Annotated in this window: 21 protein-coding genes and 1 CRISPR repeat array; of the genes, 7 read left to right on the top strand and 14 right to left on the bottom strand. The window is 38.4% G+C overall.

Annotation, left to right across the window (positions count from 1 at the left end; translation table 11 throughout):
* Positions 1–2: 2 nt before the first annotated feature.
* A CRISPR array of direct repeats spans positions 3–630; the repeat unit is 28 nt; unit sequence GTTCACTGCCATGTAGGCAGCTTAGAAA.
* Positions 631–1,147: 517 nt separating this feature from the next.
* Entirely contained in the window at positions 1,148–2,452 is a 1,305-nt protein-coding gene (locus tag AC1M9I_RS05155; RefSeq protein ID WP_481610777.1) for a type II toxin-antitoxin system HipA family toxin, read from the top strand.
* Positions 2,445–2,717: a helix-turn-helix domain-containing protein gene (locus AC1M9I_RS05150; protein ID WP_481610776.1), complete on the top strand. Its 273-nt coding sequence runs from the start codon at positions 2,445–2,447 to the stop codon at positions 2,715–2,717. The genes AC1M9I_RS05155 and AC1M9I_RS05150 overlap by 8 nt, the downstream gene beginning before the upstream one ends.
* 544 nt (positions 2,718–3,261) lie before the next feature.
* Here AC1M9I_RS05150 and AC1M9I_RS05145 read toward each other — a convergent pair.
* Together AC1M9I_RS05145 and AC1M9I_RS05140 are read right to left on the bottom strand one after the other, a co-directional pair.
* Positions 3,262–3,618: a hypothetical protein gene (locus AC1M9I_RS05145; RefSeq protein ID WP_481592887.1), complete on the bottom strand. Its 357-nt coding sequence runs from the start codon at positions 3,616–3,618 to the stop codon at positions 3,262–3,264.
* A 259-nt stretch (positions 3,619–3,877) separates the two neighbouring features.
* The gene (locus tag AC1M9I_RS05140) at positions 3,878–4,579 is read right to left on the bottom strand and encodes a putative quorum-sensing-regulated virulence factor (RefSeq protein WP_481592888.1); all 702 of its coding nucleotides are present in this window, start codon (positions 4,577–4,579) and stop codon (positions 3,878–3,880) included.
* Positions 4,580–4,981: 402 nt separating this feature from the next.
* On the opposite strand from AC1M9I_RS05140, the gene glyA reads away from it, so the two are divergent.
* A complete protein-coding gene (glyA, locus tag AC1M9I_RS05135; protein ID WP_180027534.1) occupies positions 4,982–6,235 on the top strand; it encodes a serine hydroxymethyltransferase in 1,254 nt (417 codons plus the stop codon).
* Between the two features lie 144 nt (positions 6,236–6,379).
* A complete protein-coding gene (gene rnk / locus AC1M9I_RS05130) occupies positions 6,380–6,784 on the top strand; it encodes a nucleoside diphosphate kinase regulator (protein ID WP_481592890.1) in 405 nt (134 codons plus the stop codon).
* A 37-nt stretch (positions 6,785–6,821) separates the two neighbouring features.
* Here the strand turns inward: rnk and AC1M9I_RS05125 are convergent, their stop codons facing one another.
* The 5 genes from AC1M9I_RS05125 to AC1M9I_RS05105 form a co-directional block, all read right to left on the bottom strand.
* Complete coding sequence (locus AC1M9I_RS05125) at positions 6,822–7,229, bottom strand: DUF3106 domain-containing protein (protein ID WP_092766069.1); 408 nt, start codon at positions 7,227–7,229, stop codon at positions 6,822–6,824.
* Positions 7,219–7,545, bottom strand: a complete 327-nt coding sequence (locus AC1M9I_RS05120; protein ID WP_481594224.1) for a hypothetical protein — start codon at positions 7,543–7,545, stop codon at positions 7,219–7,221. Before AC1M9I_RS05120 ends, AC1M9I_RS05125 begins: the two co-directional genes overlap by 11 nt.
* Positions 7,535–8,155 carry an RNA polymerase sigma factor gene (locus tag AC1M9I_RS05115; protein ID WP_481594347.1) on the bottom strand — a complete coding sequence of 207 codons (621 nt, stop codon included), beginning with the start codon at positions 8,153–8,155 and terminating at the stop codon, positions 7,535–7,537. Before AC1M9I_RS05115 ends, AC1M9I_RS05120 begins: the two co-directional genes overlap by 11 nt.
* Positions 8,156–8,315: 160 nt before the next feature.
* Positions 8,316–9,092 (bottom strand): TrmH family RNA methyltransferase, encoded by a 777-nt coding sequence (locus tag AC1M9I_RS05110; protein ID WP_481610775.1) that lies wholly within the window; start codon positions 9,090–9,092, stop codon positions 8,316–8,318.
* 49 nt (positions 9,093–9,141) lie between these two features.
* Positions 9,142–10,116 (bottom strand): class 1 fructose-bisphosphatase, encoded by a 975-nt coding sequence (locus AC1M9I_RS05105; protein ID WP_481610774.1) that lies wholly within the window; start codon positions 10,114–10,116, stop codon positions 9,142–9,144.
* A gap of 172 nt (positions 10,117–10,288) precedes the next feature.
* Here AC1M9I_RS05105 and AC1M9I_RS05100 point away from each other — a divergent pair, with 172 nt between their 5' ends.
* Entirely contained in the window at positions 10,289–10,474 is a 186-nt protein-coding gene (locus AC1M9I_RS05100) for an NF038105 family protein (RefSeq protein WP_035265716.1), read from the top strand.
* 46 nt (positions 10,475–10,520) lie between these two features.
* Here the strand turns inward: AC1M9I_RS05100 and pal are convergent, their stop codons facing one another.
* The 6 genes from pal to ybgC all read right to left on the bottom strand — a co-directional run bounded on the left by pal (position 10,521) and on the right by ybgC (position 15,341).
* Positions 10,521–11,093, bottom strand: coding sequence for a peptidoglycan-associated lipoprotein Pal (gene pal / locus AC1M9I_RS05095; RefSeq protein WP_481610773.1), 573 nt, complete (start codon positions 11,091–11,093; stop codon positions 10,521–10,523).
* 28 nt (positions 11,094–11,121) lie between these two features.
* Positions 11,122–12,405: a Tol-Pal system beta propeller repeat protein TolB gene (gene tolB / locus AC1M9I_RS05090; RefSeq protein WP_179998402.1), complete on the bottom strand. Its 1,284-nt coding sequence runs from the start codon at positions 12,403–12,405 to the stop codon at positions 11,122–11,124.
* Between the two features lie 138 nt (positions 12,406–12,543).
* Positions 12,544–13,758, bottom strand: coding sequence for a cell envelope integrity protein TolA (gene tolA / locus AC1M9I_RS05085; RefSeq protein ID WP_481610772.1), 1,215 nt, complete (start codon positions 13,756–13,758; stop codon positions 12,544–12,546).
* A gap of 3 nt (positions 13,759–13,761) precedes the next feature.
* Positions 13,762–14,211, bottom strand: coding sequence for a protein TolR (gene tolR, locus AC1M9I_RS05080; protein ID WP_481610771.1), 450 nt, complete (start codon positions 14,209–14,211; stop codon positions 13,762–13,764).
* Positions 14,212–14,910 carry a protein TolQ gene (gene tolQ, locus AC1M9I_RS05075; RefSeq protein ID WP_481610770.1) on the bottom strand — a complete coding sequence of 233 codons (699 nt, stop codon included), beginning with the start codon at positions 14,908–14,910 and terminating at the stop codon, positions 14,212–14,214.
* A 23-nt stretch (positions 14,911–14,933) separates the two neighbouring features.
* Positions 14,934–15,341: a tol-pal system-associated acyl-CoA thioesterase gene (gene ybgC / locus AC1M9I_RS05070; RefSeq protein WP_035265725.1), complete on the bottom strand. Its 408-nt coding sequence runs from the start codon at positions 15,339–15,341 to the stop codon at positions 14,934–14,936.
* Between the two features lie 262 nt (positions 15,342–15,603).
* Here ybgC and AC1M9I_RS05065 point away from each other — a divergent pair, with 262 nt between their 5' ends.
* Positions 15,604–16,830 carry an acetamidase/formamidase family protein gene (locus tag AC1M9I_RS05065; protein WP_481610769.1) on the top strand — a complete coding sequence of 409 codons (1,227 nt, stop codon included), beginning with the start codon at positions 15,604–15,606 and terminating at the stop codon, positions 16,828–16,830.
* Positions 16,831–16,879: 49 nt separating this feature from the next.
* Here the strand turns inward: AC1M9I_RS05065 and AC1M9I_RS05060 are convergent, their stop codons facing one another.
* Entirely contained in the window at positions 16,880–18,223 is a 1,344-nt protein-coding gene (locus AC1M9I_RS05060; protein WP_481610768.1) for an amidohydrolase, read from the bottom strand.
* A 205-nt stretch (positions 18,224–18,428) separates the two neighbouring features.
* On the opposite strand from AC1M9I_RS05060, the gene AC1M9I_RS05055 reads away from it, so the two are divergent.
* Entirely contained in the window at positions 18,429–19,178 is a 750-nt protein-coding gene (locus AC1M9I_RS05055; RefSeq protein WP_481610767.1) for a hypothetical protein, read from the top strand.
* The last annotated feature ends 2 nt before the right edge of the window (positions 19,179–19,180 follow it).

Genomic DNA, 19,180 nt, shown 5'->3' with positions numbered 1-19,180 from the left:
GCGTTCACTGCCATGTAGGCAGCTTAGAAATGGCCCAACTGAGCAATAATTTCATTGCACACGTTCACTGCCATGTAGGCAGCTTAGAAATTTGTCATCCCAAATACGTGCGTAGGAATCTTGTTCACTGCCATGTAGGCAGCTTAGAAAATCGGTTAATGTGCCTTGAATACCTGTTCCATGTTCACTGCCATGTAGGCAGCTTAGAAATTGCCGCCTGTCTTGGGTGGTGTTGGTACCGCGTTCACTGCCATGTAGGCAGCTTAGAAATGGCCCAACTGAGCAATAATTTCATTGCACACGTTCACTGCCATGTAGGCAGCTTAGAAATGAGAACGGTCGCACTGAGTTGGTTGTTCAATGTTCACTGCCATGTAGGCAGCTTAGAAATCCCTGATTACCGTTGCAAGGGTCAAGCGAAGGTTCACTGCCATGTAGGCAGCTTAGAAATGAAATTTTCAAACTAGAAAAATATGATTGATGTTCACTGCCATGTAGGCAGCTTAGAAAATAAAGCACGATTAATCCAAATATTGAAGCACGTTCACTGCCATGTAGGCAGCTTAGAAATACAGAAACGGTATCTTGATTATTAGCACTCAGTTCACTGCCATGTAGGCAGCTTAGAAAATCAGCCACTCGACCCAATTCGGGTTCAAAACGTTCACTGCCATTAGGCAGCTTAGAAATCTGAAATCAACATCACGAGCAACAAAGATATGTTCACTGCCATGTAGGCAGCTTAGAAATGCCATATTCAGAGAACGAATAGACGTATTTTGTTCACTGCCATGTAGGCAGCTTAGAAAATAGGTAGAATTAAGCTGTGACTGCGATTGAAGTTCACTGCCATGTAGGCAGCTTAGAAAATATGTTTTTCCGAATGTGAATGGGAAAAAGTGTTCACTGCCATGTAGGCAGCTTAGAAAAACGTTTTTGAATATCCACCATAGAAGGTTTCTTAGATAGATTAATACTAAGATTGGTAATTTTATAGCTGAACAGGTTTCACGTCAAAACGCTTACGACAGGTTTTTGATTTTGACTAAAAATAAGCAAATTACAATTCAAAACCAATAAATAGTTTTATATTTAAGTATAATAATTAGTGTTAAAAATAAGGTTGGTTTTATACTAAAATATAATTATGAGTAAATATTGTACTTTGCAGATATTTCAGAATAATCAATGGATTGATTGTGCTTTAATAGAATCGCTCGACCATGAAAATAATGGCTGGAACACTTCGACAAGGACTTCGTATTTATTCGAATATGCGATTCAGCATATGGATTATAATGATGGTAGAGCAATTTCTTTTCGATATCCTGTAAACGTAAAAAATAATATAGAAAAGACATGGCCTTCATTTCTTATGGATCTTTTACCTCAAGGATTTGGTCGCAAAGAATTACTTCGGCAGCTGGAATATTCAGAAAATGCTCAAGAAGAAGTAGATTGGCTACTTCTTAATACGGGATCAGGAAATCCAATCGGAAATCTTAGAATTAAAGAAGCATACGAATGGTTGTTACAAAATTCTTCAGATCGTATTGTTCAAGGATTTAGCCTAAACGAAGTTACTAATAGAGATGAAAAATTCATTGAGGCACTCGCTTCTTATGGACAATTTGTTGCTGGCTCATCAGGCGTCCAAGGAGAGTGGCCAAAATTATTATTAACCCAAGGAATAGATGATCTTTTTTACTTGGATCATACGATTTCTGACGTGGACGCTAAAAAACATTGGTTAGTGAAATTCAGTAGAGGTGGAAATACGCAACTTGATAAAATTTTAAGTCAAGAGGCGCTCTATATGAACATAGCGCGATTCTTAGGATTGAGGGTTCATGATGATATTCACCTTTATGGTAGAACATTATTTATTCCAAGGTTTGATCGAATTATAACTAATGGAAAAGTTGAAAGAGTTGCCCAAGAAAGCATCGCTTCATTGAGTGGTAAAGTAGGTTTTGGAGTTAAGTTAAGTCATAATCATATCTGTTCATTACTAAGTGAATGCTGTACGCATCCAGAGCTTGAAGTTATAGAGTATTTAAAACGAGATTTAGCAAATGTCGCATTGGGCAACAAAGATAATCATACCCGCAATACTGCTATACAACGTTTTAATAATGGACACATACAATTAAGTCCTTTATACGATTTCGCTCCAATGTGGCTCCATCCAGATGGAATTGCAAGATCAACAAGATGGTATAAAGATGATGAGGGTGGAGCACCATTATGGCAATCAGTGATAGATCAAATTAGTGAAGTCACCAGTATAAAAAGAGAAATCTTAACAAATGCCCTAATAGCAGAACTTCCAAAATATCAAAATTTATTATCTTATATGGTCTCTATTGGGATCGATCAACAAGTCCTTGAAAACAGTACACATCGGATAAATTCAATTTGTGAGCAATTAGAGAAACTAAGAAATGGATAAAAGATTGAAACCATTAACACCAATTGAACAAATTCAAAATCGTGAAAAAGTGTTGAATGAAATAAGAGCTAATCCAGATTGGCCTCTTCATCAGGTTGCTAAATATTTACGAACAGAGCTAAATTTAACTTTAGAAGAAATGTCTAAAATAACTAAGATTGCACCTATTACTTTACATAAAATGGAGCAATCTAATGCTAATCCAACCTTAGGTACTATACTTAAATTATTAAATACATTTGGATTGAAAATTTGTGTTAAGTAATTGATTTATATTTTAAATATGTGAATATTTTGTAATTGCAGTAATACTTGTATTCTATACTGTGGTTTAATGCTAATCTAAGATATATTGTTTGTGAGTGGTTTAAAAAGTAGAAATTATTCTACTTCTTTTATATAAATTGCATAGTTTAGAAAGAATACTATTTGAAAGTTATTACAGGGAGAGAATAAAATAATATGCTTAGATTTATTAGTTTATAAATGATGAGCATACTATTGGATTGTTATCTGTTTGAAAGATAAAGATATATACAATAAATTATAATTCTTATCACCAAAATCTTATCTCAATTCTATATACTGATTCAAGAGTGATTAAATTGGTTTAATGTATAAAAATGTTTGCAACTATTTTATTATTTTTGATCGAGGTGTATATTTTTAATATAAAGTAGGTTATTCCACGTAGCGCTACTGACGAGTTGGACGGATCAATGACAGTTAGTTGAGTTCAGTTGAACAATAAATCTAACACTAGCCTTCCAACATAAAGCCCGCGTAAAGCGGGCTTTTTCATATCGAAATTATGCTTTAAACATGACCTCAACATCATATTTTCGAAATTCACTGAGCAGGTCTTGAATGATCGATCCACCCGTTTGTTCTGAAGCATTGAGCAGGACTTCTTTATTTTCAAGGCTATCAAAGCATTCTATGTGATTGATTTGCCATTGATGTTCTTGATCAGCTTGTTCAATGATAATACGTCGAGGCTGCAACGAGCCATCTGCTTGACGCGGAATAACATTGGTAATGGCGAGCTGGATTTTCTCCACCTGGTCATGGGCATGCAAGAAGGTGAGAACCCAATTTCCGACTTTTTTAAGATACATAGGATTATCTAAAGGATCAAATTCTAGAATTTGGCTGAGTTTAGACATAAGGCACCTATTTATACCGTTGTTGTATGATCGTATTAATATATTTATGACAAAGATGTTCTACTTCGCCTTAGTCTAATAGCGGATGAGGTGGGCAGTGTTGAATGAATAAAAATAATAAAAAATATTTAATTATCATGTAATTATATTATTTTAATTATTGGTGTAAATTTTAGTTTAATCGTTTAAAAGTATTAAAAAAAATAGTTAATTTCTCACTTTGAGGTTTAGGTTCAAAGTGAGAGTCATGAAATATTGCTTAAAGGGTATCAATTAAAGTTTTTTCTAAGGCTTTTTTCAAATAGGGATCCAAGTCTTCTTGTCTTAGTAACCATGAAACATAATCACTTGGAAGATCTAGAATGGCTGTCCCACGATGTTTACCGAAGTTAATTGTACGAGGAATACGTGCATCTTCAGATACTTCATAGAGTTCTTCAATGGTTTGAATACCCAAATGATGAATAATGTGCATTAAAATATTTGCAGTCAAAATAATATCAGCATCAGCACGATGGGCACCTTTTAACATCTCTCTAGCTTTGCTACTGCCTTTACTAATCATATAAATTAAAGCAGAAATGTTGTGTGCTTCTGCATGAGGCCAAACTAGTCGAGAAAGAGCGAGTGTACAGATGGCTTTAATATGACTTGTTTCAACGCCGCATTGCTGAATAGCTCGAATATCATAATCAATATTATGACCAATAATATACGTCGTTTCTTGAGGTAACTCGAAGGTTCCGAAGTTGGGTTGATCTACTAAATCGCTTTCAAGAATATGATGAACCGCCATTGCAGCATAGGAAATTTTTTCGTCACCAATGCTATATAGTTGGTCAAAGATTTTTTCGCGATCAAGACTTAATTTGCCTTGTTCAATCTGAATAGGAGCATATGCAATTTCTATGGGCAAACCGTTTAATGTATGGGTTTCAGTATCCAAGATAATGGCTTGCATGCAAATGTCCAAGTTAATGATAAAGATGTAATTAATTTAACATTTTCAAATCTGAGCTCACAGTAATAAAGTCAATGAATTGTATAAATTATGCTGAATTGAACAAATTATGGGAATTATTTAGATAAGGTGCTCATTTAAAGAAATTTCGTTTTCTATGATATTGACGCTGCAAGTTTAGACTGTAGGTTGTTAAAAATAATTTTTAAAAATGAATAAATTTAAAAAGAATAGTCATAATTCAGATATTTGTTTTTAATAGTAATAGAGTGAACACACAAGAATTAATCAAATTTAATTGCAAACTGTTTAAACTTCATTCTCGAAACTTAACAAGTTCATGTTACAATACGCGCCAATCTTAGCACGGCTTAAAAGCCCTACATTAATAGGACCTCGCTAATGTTTGCCAATATCTCTATTGCTGACTTTGATCCAGAATTAGCTCAAGCTATTACGAGTGAAGATGCTCGTCAGGAAGCTCATATTGAGTTAATCGCTTCAGAAAACTATTGCTCTCCAGCAGTAATGGAAGCTCAAGGTTCAAAACTCACTAACAAATATGCAGAAGGCTACCCAGGCAAACGCTACTATGGCGGTTGTGAATATGTAGACGTGATTGAACAATTGGCAATTGACCGTGCTAAAGAACTCTTTGGTGCTGATTACGCGAACGTTCAGCCTCATGCTGGTTCTCAAGCAAACTCTGCAGTTTATCTAGCGCTTCTTAACCCAGGCGATACTGTTTTAGGTATGAGCTTAGCTCACGGTGGTCATTTGACTCACGGTGCTAAAGTTAGCTTCTCTGGTAAAACATATAATGCGATCCAATACGGTTTAAATCCAGAAACAGGTGAAATCGATTACGAAGAAGTAGAACGTTTAGCTGTAGAACACAAGCCACGTATGATTGTTGCAGGTTTCTCTGCTTATAGCCAAATCGTTGATTGGCAGCGTTTCCGTGAAATCGCGGACAAAGTAGGCGCTTATCTATTTGTAGATATGGCTCACGTTGCTGGTCTTGTTGCTGCTGGTGTTTATCCAAGCCCAGTTCAAATTGCTGACGTAACTACAACGACGACTCACAAAACACTTCGTGGTCCACGTTCTGGTTTAATCCTTGCAAAAGCAAACGAAGAAATTGAGAAAAAACTTCAATCTGCTGTATTCCCAGGTAACCAAGGTGGTCCTTTAGTTCACGCTGTAGCGGCTAAAGCGATCTGCTTCAAAGAAGCAATGGCTCCTGAATACAAGGCATACCAACAACAAGTTGTGAAAAACGCGCAAGCAATGGCTGAAGTGTTAATCGAACGCGGTTATGACGTTGTTTCAGGCGGTACGAAAAACCACTTGTTCTTGTTGTCTCTCATCAAACAAGACATTACTGGTAAAGACGCTGATGCTTGGTTAGGTGCTGCTCACATTACTGTGAACAAAAACTCTGTACCAAACGATCCACGTTCTCCGTTTGTGACGTCTGGTATCCGTATCGGTACTCCAGCTGTAACAACTCGTGGTTTCGGTGAAGCAGAAGTACGTGAACTTGCAGGTTGGATCGCGGATATTTTAGATTCTAAAGGCGACGAAGCTGTCATCAATTCTGTGAAAGCTAAAGTTGAGACTGTATGCGCTAAATTCCCAGTTTACGCAAAATAATCTTCGACTTGAGAAAAGCCCCCTCAAGGGGGCTTTTTTATTGAATATTGGAATGTCAAATCTGTCATTTTTCAATAGTTCTGATATAACTGATGTATCTATTAATTATTCAATTGTCGTTATACATTTGAATTGGAGCAGAAAATGAGCCATCCAAATATTATTATTTCTGAACAAGATTTAAATCGTTTAGAAACCATGTTGGAGCATCAACCACAGTTGACTTCAACGATGGAACATTTAGAAAACGAGTTGGCTCGTGCTGAAGTAGTACAGCCTAAAGATATCCCTGCCAATGTAGTGACGATGAATGCTAAAGTGCTGATAACGGTTGCACCATCGACTGAACCTACAGAGATTGTGCTGGTATATCCCCATGACTTTAAAGGTGAAAAGGGGCAGGTTAATGTGATTGCACCCATTGGCGCAGCAATCTTAGGTTTGGCGGAAGGACAGGAAATTGAATGGCCTCAGCCTGATGGGCAAACAATGAAAGTAAAAATTGATAAAGTGCTCTATCAGCCTGAACGTGAGGGTATATATCTTTAATTAAAAAAATAAAGCCTCTTATAGAGGCTTTAAACTTTTATTGTTTCATGGTGGTTTGTTGCATATATTTATTTAAATAAGTTTCGCGTATTTCCTTGCGCTGCTCGGCAGTCGTCGCGTTCATCATTTTTTTACGCAAATCATTTCGTTCACTTGAGCTCATCTGTTGCCAAGTTTCGCGCATTTGTATTTTTTCTTGTTCAGGCAGTTTAGTAAACCAATCCATTCTTTGCTGTAGAACAACACTTTGCTCTTCAGGAATTTCTTTCAAATTTTGATAGCGTTTAATCAGTGCTTTTTGTTCATCTTCAGAAAGAGATTCCCAAGATTCATTAAGTTCAGAATTATTGTCTTTCGAGAAGATCCAAAAACGTTCATAGCCTGCAAAACTGGTTTGTAAAAAACCTAATGTGCAGAGTGCAATTGCTAAGCCTTTAGCTGCCATGAGCTGATTTATCCTCACCAAAAACAGATAACATTTCTAGATCTTCCATCATTTGCGGAGAAAGTTTAGGGGTGACAATCACTTGTTGTGGGCTTGGAGCTTCTTCCAAATCAAACGCATTAGGAAGTACCACGAATCCTGTGATTGCGGCTGCTAATGCAAAACCAGTAACTTTCCAAGTCATGAACTGAGAAAATAACGGTTTGTCTTTAATCTCATCAAGTACATGCTCCATCACGACCGTTTTATTGCGATGTTGTGATGCCAGTACATTCAATTTTTCAGTCACTTGTTTCGTAAATTCATCATGATTCATCCGATGATCCCCCGTCATTTGGGTTTAAGTGAGACAAAGCAGATCTTAAGCCCTGTATAGCTCGATGGTAATGGGTCTTTACACTGCCTTCTGAACAATTCATGATTTCGGCTGTGGTTTGTGTATCAAACCCTTCCCATGCTCTCAACATAAATGCTTGTTGTTGGCGAACAGGTAACTTAGAAATTGCATTTTGAATCTCCTCAACAGCCATCTCTTGTGCAAGAAATTGCAGCGGATTAGGTGTTGATTCATCCACAATATTGATGGTTTCGTCATCATCTTCATCGTGGTTATTTTTTTTAAATAACGAGAATGGAAAAGCCCGTCGAGATTCTTTACGACGCCAATCCTGAAGTTTGTTATTTAAAATGGTATAGAAAAGGGGATACCACTCTGCAGTGGATTTATCAGCATAAGATTTATGCAAAGCTATAAAAGCTTCTTGGACTAAATCCATGGCAATGCCATTGTGTCCTTGAGTTGCACTTTCCATCATCACCAATGCACGCCCAGTGACGTCTTGCATAAAATATTTAAGACGTTGTTCGGCCGTATTCAAAAGAACACTCGAATCTTCAGGCTTGACTTTTTTTGGTGCTAAATCCATAGAGATGGAAAATCCCGTCATTGGGTACCCACCATTATTTTCTAATCGTTATTTATATAACGTCAAAACATAATGGTAGGTTGACAATCTAAGCAACTATTTTTTAGCAGTTTAATAGATTTTTTTATTTTCAGTGGTTTCGTTAATATATTTTAACGAATCATATCCGTTGGCGTACCATTTCAAAGAAACAAATCGATCCGGCAACTGCAACGTTTAATGATTCTTGACCACCCGGTTGGGGAATGGTAATTGCTGAAGCATGTGCTAGGGCATATTCCGAAACGCCTTGACCTTCATTGCCCAGTACCCATACGCAAGCTTGAGTTAAGTCTTTTGCATATAAACTTTCTGATTCATGTGAGCTCGTGACATACACGGGAATTTTGAATTGAGACAGCACATCTTCAAGCGCAACGTTTTCATAGGTTTTTAATGAAAAGTGCGCACCCATTCCTGCTCGTAATACGCGAGGAGACCACAAAGATGCTGAACCTTTGGTGCAAACAATTTGTTCAATACCTGCAGCCGCAGCTGAACGAAGTAATGTACCCACATTGCCAGGATCTTGAACATTTTCAAGAATTAAAGTGTCTTGAGTATAATCTAGAGCATCACGTTGAGTTGGTAAATCTACAATCGCTAAACATGCTAAGGTGGTTCCTAGCGTGCTAATGTCTTTATAGAGTGATTCACTAATAACAAACACTGAGCCTGTATAGTGTTGCGCGATTTCATCAAAATCGGCGTGTTCCATTGCTTTTTCAGTGGTAAAAAGCGAATTCAGCTTACGATTTTTTTCTAACCAAGCTAAGCACAAATGTGTGCCTTCTAGAACAGTTTGGCCTTGCTTTTTACGGTAACTATTTTGATCAATTAAACCACGTAAATGTTTAATTTTCGGGTTGTCTTTAGATTCTAAAAAGATAATGGCCATTCAGTTTGACTTCCATGAGAGCCTAAATCAATAGGCTCTCAATTGTAAATTATTGATGATAAGCAGTAACAAGCTCAACTTCATTTTTTGAACCAATGATGACTGGTACACGTTGGTGAAGTTCAGTCGGTAGGATTTCCATAATACGCACGCGACCTGTTGTAGAAGCACCGCCTGCTTGTTCCATGAGCATACTCATTGGATTTGCTTCATACATAAGACGTAAACGACCAGCTTTTTTAGGATCTTTGGTATCGTAAGGATATAAGAAGATCCCACTACGGCAAAGAATACGGTGGATATCACCGACCATGCAGGCAACCCAACGCATGTTAAAATCTTTTTCACGTACAGATGTTTTACCCGCTTGTAGCTCACCAATATAGCGTTGAACAGGTTCTTCCCAATGACGTTGGTTTGAAGCATTAATGGCGTATTCTTTTGTATCGGCATCCACTTGGATATTTTCAGTCGTCAACAGGAATGTTTTTGACTCTGGATCAAATGTAAAGAAAACAGTACCTGCACCAACGGTTAATGCCATCATAGTTGATGGGCCATATAACACATAACCAGCTGCGACTTGTTCAGTACCTGCTTGAAGGAAATCTTCTGCTTGTGTCACTGAATTTTTGGCAGGTAGGATAGAGAAGATGGTGCCAACACACATATTGATATCGATATTACTTGAGCCATCTAGTGGGTCAAATAAAACTAAATACTTACCATTCTCTTGTGCTGGGGTAAACTCATCGAGTTCTTCAGAAGCTAAACCGCCTACATTTTCGTTGTTCTCTAGCGCATCAATTAAATAGTCATTTGAAATAACATCTAATTTTTTTTGCGCTTCACCTTGTACGTTTTCATTACCAGCACTACCTAATACACCCGCTAAGGCACCCTTTTGCAATGCTGAATCGATGGTTTTACACGTTTCAGCAATGGTTTCAATCACATTAGAGAGTTCAGGCGTTAGATTTCCTTGTTGTTGTGCAAGATATTGTGACAAGGTGAGGTATGACATTACAAGGACGCTCCTAAAAGCTTTAAAAGAATAAAATTTGGATCTTGGGCTATTTTAGATGAGTTCAGTGCAAAATAGAAATTATCCTGCGTTATTTGTGGTGATTTTGCACTTGCCAGAGTTTTAGAACATGGTATGTTGATAGGAGGATGATTTTAAAAGGAGCTTTAAAATGAGCATTCAAAAGTTTGAAGCAACTCCAACGCCAGGTGAGGCAATCGACTTAAACGAAATTAGTTCAGAGAGTTCCAAGGAAGCATGGAAACAGTACGAGGCTAAACCTGAATATAAAGAGTTTAATAAGCATGACATGATTGAGTCTATGCAAGTGCCCATGCCAGACTCACAAAGGTCTTAAACCTGATATAAAAAAGCGCTCGAATTGAGCGCTTTTTTTGCATTCATTAGCGAAGAAGTGGTGGCACTGCTTCATAATTGAGTTCTACACGACGGTTTTCTTTCCACGCAGCTTCATTATTACCTGTATTAATTGGCATTTCTTTACCATAACTCACAGCTTCGAGTTGGTTTGGATTTACACCATTTATAACCAAATAACTTTCAACTGCTTTGGCACGTCGCTCACCCAAAGCCATATTGTATTCACGCGTTCCACGTTCATCGGTATGACCAGTTAATGCGATTTTAGAGTTTGCATTTGCCAATAAAAATTGTGCATGTGCTTGGAGGGTTTGATAGTCCTCAGTAGATAGCTCACTGCTGTCATAATCAAAGTGAACAACACGTTTAGCCAAGAAAGCTTTATTGGCTTCAGTTACCCCTTTAGCAGAAGCACCCGTTAAGTTTTGAGCATTTAATGCTGCATCTTCACTGAGACCAGTCGTATTCACAGAGGTTGACGTTGATGGTGGTGTCATCGTAGTGGTATCTGTAGTTGCTGGTTTACGGCTTGCGCAACCCGTCATTACTAAACTTACAGCAATGAGTGGAAGAGCAAACGTTTTAATCGCGTTCATGTTCATCTCCTTGAAAGATTAAATTCGATTATTTAGGTGCCCAAGCAGGTTCACGAACTTCACCTTGTTCGCTAGGTAAATTCATGCGGAAGCGACCGTCTGTAGACATAATCGATAACAATCCACGGCTGCCTTCACGTGTCGCATACACGACCATTTGACCATTTGGTGAAAAGCTTGGTGATTCATCTAAACTGGTTGGCGTTAAAATGTTCGTGATCCCAGTTGAGATTTCTTGAATTGCTACCTTATAGTTGCTGCCTGAAGGGCGATGTACTAAAGCAACATATTTACCATCGGCACTTAAACTTCCACGTGCGTTGAATGCTCCGCGGAAAGTCAAACGTTTTGTTGAACCATCAGCAAATGTGTAATGATAGATCTGTGCTGAACCACCACGGTCTGAGGTAAAGATAAAACCTTTACCATCTGGGGTATAGCGAGCTTCTGTATCAATTGCTGTATTATTTGTCATACGCTTCACTTGGCGCGTATTTAAATCCATTTGATAAATTTCAGGGTTGTCATGCATTGAAGCAGTGAACAACATGCTTTTACCATCAGGGGAAAAACTTGGCGCACCGTTTAAGCCACGGAAGCCAGCTAATTTTTCACGTTGTCCAGTCGCTAAATCTTGAACATAGATCGCTGGACGTTTGGTTTCGAATGAAACATAAGCGATTTTTTTGCCATCAGGCGTCCAAGCAGGGGATAAAATTGGATCGCGCGAACTCAATACAGTGCGTGGTTGTTCGCCGTCCGTATCTGCGATTTGTAAAGTGTAGCGATTATCAGGAGTCGCAGGATTTCGCAAAACATAAGCGATGCGACCACTAAAGTCACCAGGAATACCTGTTAATGCTTGGTAAATCGCATCACTAATCATATGTGCTGCAGATCGAATGCGTGATGGTGGTACAGTTAATAGTTCATTGAGCAAATATTGTTGTTTTTGGACATCATAGAGTTGGTAATGAACAGCCAGTGAACCATCAGGATTGGTTTTAACTTCACCATTCACAACATAAGGTACGCCTGCAGATTGCCAAGCAGCACCATTGGCTTGATTGATGGTTGCTGTTGCAGGTAAATTTTTAGATGAACTGGTAAAGCGACCTGAACGGTTTAAATCTTGCTCTACAACAGGGTATAAGCGTTGATCACCTACGAATGGCACGATAGCAATTTTGGGTGCTTCTTCAGGTGCTTTAGCAATTTCAAGATGAAGCTGTGCATAAGAGGTCGTAATGAGAGCAGGGCTAAATGCTGCCAAAATTGCTAAACCGAGAAGATGTTTTGAGATCATTTTCATGAGAGGTCACGTACTCAAGATACTAATTTTTCGAATATTCTAGCTTTTTAGCATATAGCTCCGTACCGAATCTATATAAAGCGTGTAATTATCCGCAATTCATGAAAAAACCTTTCGACGAATCGAAAGGTTTTTTTATTATTTCACGGTGAATGAAGAAGTGAAACTACGAGCTTCACGCCTTGCATCAGGATCGGATGGCATCGGATATGGTGCTGCTGCACGAACAGCCTGTTCGACACTGGCTTTGACATCTGGATCTGATGCATTGACGATGACCGAAGTCACAGAACCACTGTCAGATAATGTCACGCGTGCTGTCGCTTTTTGACCTGAAGAGCCTATTGGCATTCTCCAAGCACCTTTAATTTTTTGCTCAAAGTCTCTTTTTGCTGAAGAAGCGATGCGTTTAGATTCAGCTTTTTTGTTGGCTGCTTCTTGTCTAGCTTTTTCAGCGGCAGATTCTCGAGCTTCAGCTTCGGCACGTTCTTTGGCTTCAGCGTCTGCTTTTCTTTGTGCTTCCTGACGAGCTTTAGCATCAGCCTCTTGTTTAGCTTTGGCATCAGCTGCAGCCTTAGCTTTACGATCAGCATCCTGTTTGGCTTTTGCATCTGCTTCCGCTTTAGCTTTACGATCAGCATCTTGTTTGGCTTTTGCATCTGCTTCCGCTTTAGCTTTACGATCAGCATCTTGTTTGGCTTTGGCTTCAGCAGCAGCTTTGGCTTTCCGATCGGCTTCTTGTTTGGCTTTAGAATCGGCCTCTGCCTTAGCTTTCCGGTCAGCTTCTTGTTTCGCTTTTAAAGCCGCATCAGCTTTCGCCTTTTGTTGTTGTTCCTGTTTTGCGTTTTGCTCTGCTGCTTTGGCTTTTTGGGCGGCTTCTTGTTTAGCTCTAGCATCGGCCTCAGCTTTAGCTTTACGATTCGCTTCTTGAGTCGCTTGACGTTGTGCTTCAGCCGTTGCTTTACGTTCGGCTTCTTGTTGAGCTTTAACCGCAGCCGCTTGCTCAGCTTTACGGTCGGATTTTGGCTCTTCAACTTTTGGTTGAGCTGGAGGAGGTACAGCAGGTGCAACAGGAATCACTGGTGCATTTTGAATCGGCTCATTGGTCTGTTGAACATTTTCTTGAACGTTCTGGTGCGCTGTATCTGAATGATCAGATTCAACCAATGGTGTGGGTTCAGGTGGTACCAGATCTTCAGGTTTGACTAAAACTGTTTTAACAGTTTTAGTTGGCTCAGCAGGTTGAGTCAACCCAAGGAACAATAAGCCTGTGATCGCAATCACATGGACCGCAACAGTGAATCCGATTGCAATTTTCTTTTCTTTTGAAAAGCGAGAGTTAGATTCTTTCATAGCTTATTGAATTGGTTTGGTCAGCAAGCCAACTTGATTGATCCCTGCATCTTGTAAGTTAGACATGAGCATCATCACCTCACCATAAGGTCGAGTGTTATGACCATTAATGACGACACTAAATTGTTTATTCTCACGTTCAGCAGTTTGTTGTGCATCACGAAGTGTCTGTTGTAATTCCTGCAATCTCAGTGGACTTGGTTGGCTACCCTTGTATTCTAAAAAGTATTGTCCTTGTTGATCTAAAGTCACCATAGCTGGTGCATCCTTAGATTCAATCGGTACACTGTTTGCTTCAGGTAAATCAACTTTTATGCCACTTGTGATCATTGGTGCAGTCACCATAAAAATCACCAAAAGTACTAACATGACGTCAATATAAGGAACTACATTCATGTCACTGTTAAGTGGCTTTTTAATGCGTTGGAAACGCCCTGAGCGACGAACGGCCATTTATTCAGCTTCCTGTGTAGAACCCACAGAACGACGTTGTAAAAGCGCCACCATTTCTTCAGCAAACAAGGAACGATCTGAGTAAATTTCTTCACTTTTGGCCGTATAGTGGTTGAATGCAAGTACTGCAGGAATCGCAGCAAATAAACCAATAGCAGTCGCAATGAGGGCTTCCGCGATACCTGGTGCGACAGTTGCTAGCGTCACTTGATCGACTTGGGCTAAGCCGATAAAAGCATTCATAATGCCCCAAACTGTACCAAATAAACCAACATAGGGCGCAACTGAACCAATACTGGCAAGTGCACTGAGGCCTTGTTCCATACGGCTCTGATCTCGGCTTAAACCCACCCCAAGAATACGCTCTGTGCCATCAATGACTTGTGCTGTTTCAGCTTTGGTTTTTTTGAGTTTGAGAAACTCTGCAAAACCAAGATAAAAAACATCTTCCAAGCCTTCACGCTTAGAGTTGATTTGTGCATTGTTATATAAAGTGTTGAGTTCTGCACCAGACCAAAAAATCTTTTGAAAATGATCATCACCTTGGCGAGCTTTTTTAAAAGTCATATGTAACTTGGCAATAAGGTACCAGCTAAAGAGTGAAGCTAGTACCAACACCAGCATGACCAGTTGTACGACTGGACTCGCTTGAAGAATTAAATCTGTGACGTGAAGTGAAGATTCGAGTTGTGTTGCCATAGTTACATGTGCCAATCATATTTTTATGCGTGGGCTAATTCTTTTTCGATTAGATCACGGATTTCATTTGGAATTCTCAGCGGTTTCATTTCAGCGCTAATACACGCCAATTCTACTTCCCCTGAAGCTAGCATGATTTCACCACGATAAATATTTTGTTGCAATACAAAAGACGTTGCTTTACACGAAACTACACTTGCTGTAACAGTAATTAAGTCATCCATTAATATTGGACGTGAATATTTAAGCGCTAATTTATGCACGACAAAGTTGTAATCTTTTTGATGCCAGTAATGTGAAATCCCTGAAGCGCGTAACCATTCTGTACGTGCGCGTTCCATAAAGCGAATATGATTGGCATGATAAACAATGCCTCCTGCATCTGTATCTTCAATATACACTCGGATTTGAAATTCAAATTTGTTCGCCATACAGGTGTTCCATTACTTTAAATAGTCCAGTGTTTTGCAACATTCTTGACAAAGAATGCGAAACGCTGATTTATACAATGTTTGAAAGGCTTGAAGTTTAGCACTCCATTTTTACAGACCAATGGCACAAGATTTCAAAAATAGCTGTAGATTGGGCGAAATATTTTAAGATGAAAATGCAGATTTAATTGAATTTTAATCATGTTTGGCATAGGGATTGCTTAAATAAATTCACATGAAATTTATAGTTGGATTTGAGTGCATGTTAAAAAAGTTAGCTTTATCGATTTCGATTGCTACATCAATATTAAGTTTTTCGACTTTTAGTTCGGCTGAAGATTTTAAAATTTTAAAACAGATTGAAAGCAAGCCAACTTTACTAAAAAAAGGGGAATATGCTGGACACTATTATATTCCAAGCACACTCAATACTATTCAATGGGGTTATCTACCGAATAAAGATGCTAAGCCAGTTTTAACGGTTCCATCGGGGAGTCATGTGACTTTTGATACAGTGTCACATGAAGGTTTATTAGAGGATCAAGGGCGTGATGCTGAAAAATACTTTACATCTAAAGGTGTTAAAAAAGAGCACATTTTAGATGAAGCGAAATTGATCACCCGCTCTAATTTAAAGCATGATTTCCATAAAGATGGTCCACACATTATTACTGGTCCGATCTACGTTGAAGGTGCAATGCCGGGAGACGTGCTTAAAGTTGAAATATTGAAAATAGAACCACGTGTTCCTTATGGTGTTATTTCGAACCGTCATGGTAAAGGTACATTGCCTGAATTCCCTAAACGACAAAAACATGATCATGCTTCGCCAGAAAATCCAGATGCTTATGGCAATGTTTCAGTATTTACACCCATTGCGCAAAATAAAGAGGGGGTATGGGAGGGGGTGATTCAAACAGAATCTGGTAAAGCGATTCGTTTTCCATTAAATCCGTTTATGGGAACAATGGGTGTTGCACCAAATACCAGCGAACCTGTTCACTCAGTTCCACCCTCATTTTATGGTGGAAATATTGATATTAATGATTTAACTGCTGGGGCAACCGCTTATTATCCTGTTCAAGTTCCAGGTGCATTATTCTACGCAGGTGATAGTCATTTCGTTCAAGGCGATGGTGAGGTTGCATTAACTGCTTTAGAAGGTTCAGCGCGTGCAACGTTTAAAATTAGTGTGTTAAAAGCGGGTAAAGATCATATTCCAGGTAATCAACTTTCTCAGCCATTAGGTGAAAATGATCAATTTTGGATTACACCTGGCTTAGATGATGATTTGGATGAAGCAATGCGCAAATCTACGCGTGAAGCAATCAATTTCTTAGTCAATGAATATGGCATAAGTGAAGAAATTGCATATGCTTATCTCAGCGCTGCGACTGATTTTGAAGTTTCTCAAGTTGTAGATAAAACCAAAGGCATCCATGCGATGATTCGTAAAGCAGATTTTAAAGAGTTCATCGAGCAGAAATAAATTTTTGAAATAAAAAATCCTCCATCAAGGAGGATTTTTTTTATGATGCTTAAGATTTGTTATTCCAATCTTGTTGAACTTGTTGTGCAATAGTCGGATAGTCCATCACAAAACGAATGTGGCTTTCAACGCCAGTTTTTAATGTCGCATCATCTACAATAAATTGAGGGTTATGATTGGGTGCAGCTTTACTGATCTCTTGATCTTGAGGTGTTGCACCAATGAAAATGAACAATGAAGGCATAAGTTGACCATAATAGGCAAAGTCTTCACTTGCGCTTGCATTGTTTTCAAGCACATGTAATTTATCTTCACCGTGAACTTTCGCAAGTGATGGCGCGATGAGTTGAGTTAGCGTTTTATCGTTCGTGGTAACGGGGGCATAAGCGGCAATTTCTACTTTGGCTTTTACGTCATTTGCATGAGCATTATGTTCGATCAATTTCGGTAAATCCTTGAGAATATTCTGGCGGACCTCTTCATTATTTGATCTAATCGTGCCAACCATATTGACTTGCTCTGGTATCACATTTCCTACCGTTCCACCTTGGATACTGCCAATACTGATTGCCCCCATACCTTTGGTTAAATCTGCACGACGGCTGATCAAACTCTGCATATTACTAATCATTTGAGATGAAGCATAAATGGGATCGCGTCCAAGCCATGGCATAGAACCATGAACTTGTTTTCCACTGACCTGAATGCGCAAATGATCTGCACTGTTTAAAATAGTGCCATCTTTATAAAAAATATGACCACTTGGCATACCCGCCATAACATGCATACCGAAGATCACTTCAGGCTTAGGATTTTTTAAAGCCCCATCTGCAATCATCTTACGTGAACCAATTTGATCGCCATGGCTAAAGTTATCAATATCTGCTCCACCTTCTTCAGCTGGTTGGAAGACAAAAACAACAGTACCTGCAATTTTATCTTTATTTTCCGAAAGCACTTTTGCAGCGCCGAGTAACATTGCTGTGTGAGCATCATGTCCACAGGCATGCATCACTGGCGTTTCTTTACCTTGATAGGTTGCCTTAGCTTTACTCGAAAAAGAAAGTCCTGTTTTTTCCTCGATTGGTAATGCATCCATATCTGCACGTAATGCCATCACTGGGCCAGGTTTTGCACCTTTAAGAATCCCGATTACACCTGTTTTGGCATAGCCTGTGCGGACTTCAATCCCATATTTTTTTAATTCTTTTTGAACCAGAGCCGAGGTTTTAAATTCCATATTGCCGAGTTCGGGATGTTGGTGAATGTGTTGTCTTAATTTGATGGTATGTTGTTCAACGGCGTTCACACCGTCATCAACCCAATCTGCAAAACTCAAGGTTGAACAAAGGGGCAAGATGGTACAAGCAGAAAATAGCCTAAGAGAGATCATGAACTCAATGTCCTAAAAATCCTAAAGTTTTAGGAGCTTCTCTTCACTTCTGATGGTTGCAAAACTTAAGAGGTATATCGAAATACATGAAAAGTATAGTGACCATGAAGCATTGATTTTTAATGCTTTATCCATAGATTTAAAGTTGTTATTATTTGTAAATTATTCATTTTAAATAATTATTTTAATAGTTGTGGGGGAGCTAATGGGCGTTGAAGAAGAACTTAAGCATAATCAAGATGTCATGATTCAACTTCCATGGACTGTACCTCAACAGCCTTTATATACTGCGAATATTCAAGTTGATCCCGAGACTCAGAAAATACCTTTGGATTTGAGTCATTCAACTGATACCACAGCGATTTCATCATTTGCTTTATCGGTAATTATTGCTTTGATATTAGGAGGATTTGCAACTTGGTTAGCTTATTGGTTTGGTGTGAGAAGTTTTAAACTAACCGAACAAGGTTTTAATTTAACGCTAGAACAAATAGGAAAGTCAGTAGAACAAACTCTAAAATCTAATAAAGAGCTTTATCAGAGTCAGAAGGAATTACAACTAGTACAAATTAAATCTAAGCATCGGCAGGATTGGATTAATAAAGTTAGAGATTTATTTACTGAAATCTTGAATGTTAGATCTAATATTAAAACAATTTTAATAAATTTAGAAAATGATGAAAGTCACAAAAAAAAACTCTATGAAAATTTAATAAGACTAGAAAGCTTGAAATATGAAATAGAGTTATTTTTAAATCCTGAAGAAGATTTAAATAAAAAGATTATAGATGAGATTTTTATACTCATTTGTCTGTGTCAATTTGTCTACAATGGTAATGAAGATGTAATTGGAAATATTGATTCGTACTCTTCCAAGATTGATAACAACTCTATAACAAGTAATATGCAAACTTTATTGAAAAGTGAGTGGGATAGAGTTAAAAAGGGAGAATAAAT

It is taken from the genome of Acinetobacter sp. ANC_7553, from assembly GCF_056779895.1.
This window is presented reverse-complemented; position numbering and strand designations above follow the sequence as displayed.

Coding starts and splice junctions, on each gene's coding strand:
- AC1M9I_RS05150 (WP_481610776.1), top strand. CDS start 2,445: ATGGATAAAAGATTGAAACCATTAACACCAATTGAACAAATTCAAAAT.
- AC1M9I_RS05065 (WP_481610769.1), top strand. CDS start 15,604: ATGTTAAAAAAGTTAGCTTTATCGATTTCGATTGCTACATCAATATTA.
- AC1M9I_RS05100 (WP_035265716.1), top strand. CDS start 10,289: ATGAGCATTCAAAAGTTTGAAGCAACTCCAACGCCAGGTGAGGCAATC.
- tolA (WP_481610772.1), bottom strand. CDS start 13,758: ATGAAAGAATCTAACTCTCGCTTTTCAAAAGAAAAGAAAATTGCAATC.
- AC1M9I_RS05110 (WP_481610775.1), bottom strand. CDS start 9,092: ATGGCCATTATCTTTTTAGAATCTAAAGACAACCCGAAAATTAAACAT.
- glyA (WP_180027534.1), top strand. CDS start 4,982: ATGTTTGCCAATATCTCTATTGCTGACTTTGATCCAGAATTAGCTCAA.
- AC1M9I_RS05155 (WP_481610777.1), top strand. CDS start 1,148: ATGAGTAAATATTGTACTTTGCAGATATTTCAGAATAATCAATGGATT.
- pal (WP_481610773.1), bottom strand. CDS start 11,093: ATGAACGCGATTAAAACGTTTGCTCTTCCACTCATTGCTGTAAGTTTA.
- tolB (WP_179998402.1), bottom strand. CDS start 12,405: ATGAAAATGATCTCAAAACATCTTCTCGGTTTAGCAATTTTGGCAGCA.
- AC1M9I_RS05145 (WP_481592887.1), bottom strand. CDS start 3,618: ATGTCTAAACTCAGCCAAATTCTAGAATTTGATCCTTTAGATAATCCT.
- AC1M9I_RS05105 (WP_481610774.1), bottom strand. CDS start 10,116: ATGTCATACCTCACCTTGTCACAATATCTTGCACAACAACAAGGAAAT.
- AC1M9I_RS05055 (WP_481610767.1), top strand. CDS start 18,429: ATGGGCGTTGAAGAAGAACTTAAGCATAATCAAGATGTCATGATTCAA.
- AC1M9I_RS05060 (WP_481610768.1), bottom strand. CDS start 18,223: ATGATCTCTCTTAGGCTATTTTCTGCTTGTACCATCTTGCCCCTTTGT.
- AC1M9I_RS05125 (WP_092766069.1), bottom strand. CDS start 7,229: ATGGCAGCTAAAGGCTTAGCAATTGCACTCTGCACATTAGGTTTTTTA.
- AC1M9I_RS05120 (WP_481594224.1), bottom strand. CDS start 7,545: ATGAATCATGATGAATTTACGAAACAAGTGACTGAAAAATTGAATGTA.
- tolR (WP_481610771.1), bottom strand. CDS start 14,211: ATGGCCGTTCGTCGCTCAGGGCGTTTCCAACGCATTAAAAAGCCACTT.
- ybgC (WP_035265725.1), bottom strand. CDS start 15,341: ATGGCGAACAAATTTGAATTTCAAATCCGAGTGTATATTGAAGATACA.
- AC1M9I_RS05115 (WP_481594347.1), bottom strand. CDS start 8,155: ATGGATTTAGCACCAAAAAAAGTCAAGCCTGAAGATTCGAGTGTTCTT.
- tolQ (WP_481610770.1), bottom strand. CDS start 14,910: ATGGCAACACAACTCGAATCTTCACTTCACGTCACAGATTTAATTCTT.
- rnk (WP_481592890.1), top strand. CDS start 6,380: ATGAGCCATCCAAATATTATTATTTCTGAACAAGATTTAAATCGTTTA.
- AC1M9I_RS05140 (WP_481592888.1), bottom strand. CDS start 4,579: ATGCAAGCCATTATCTTGGATACTGAAACCCATACATTAAACGGTTTG.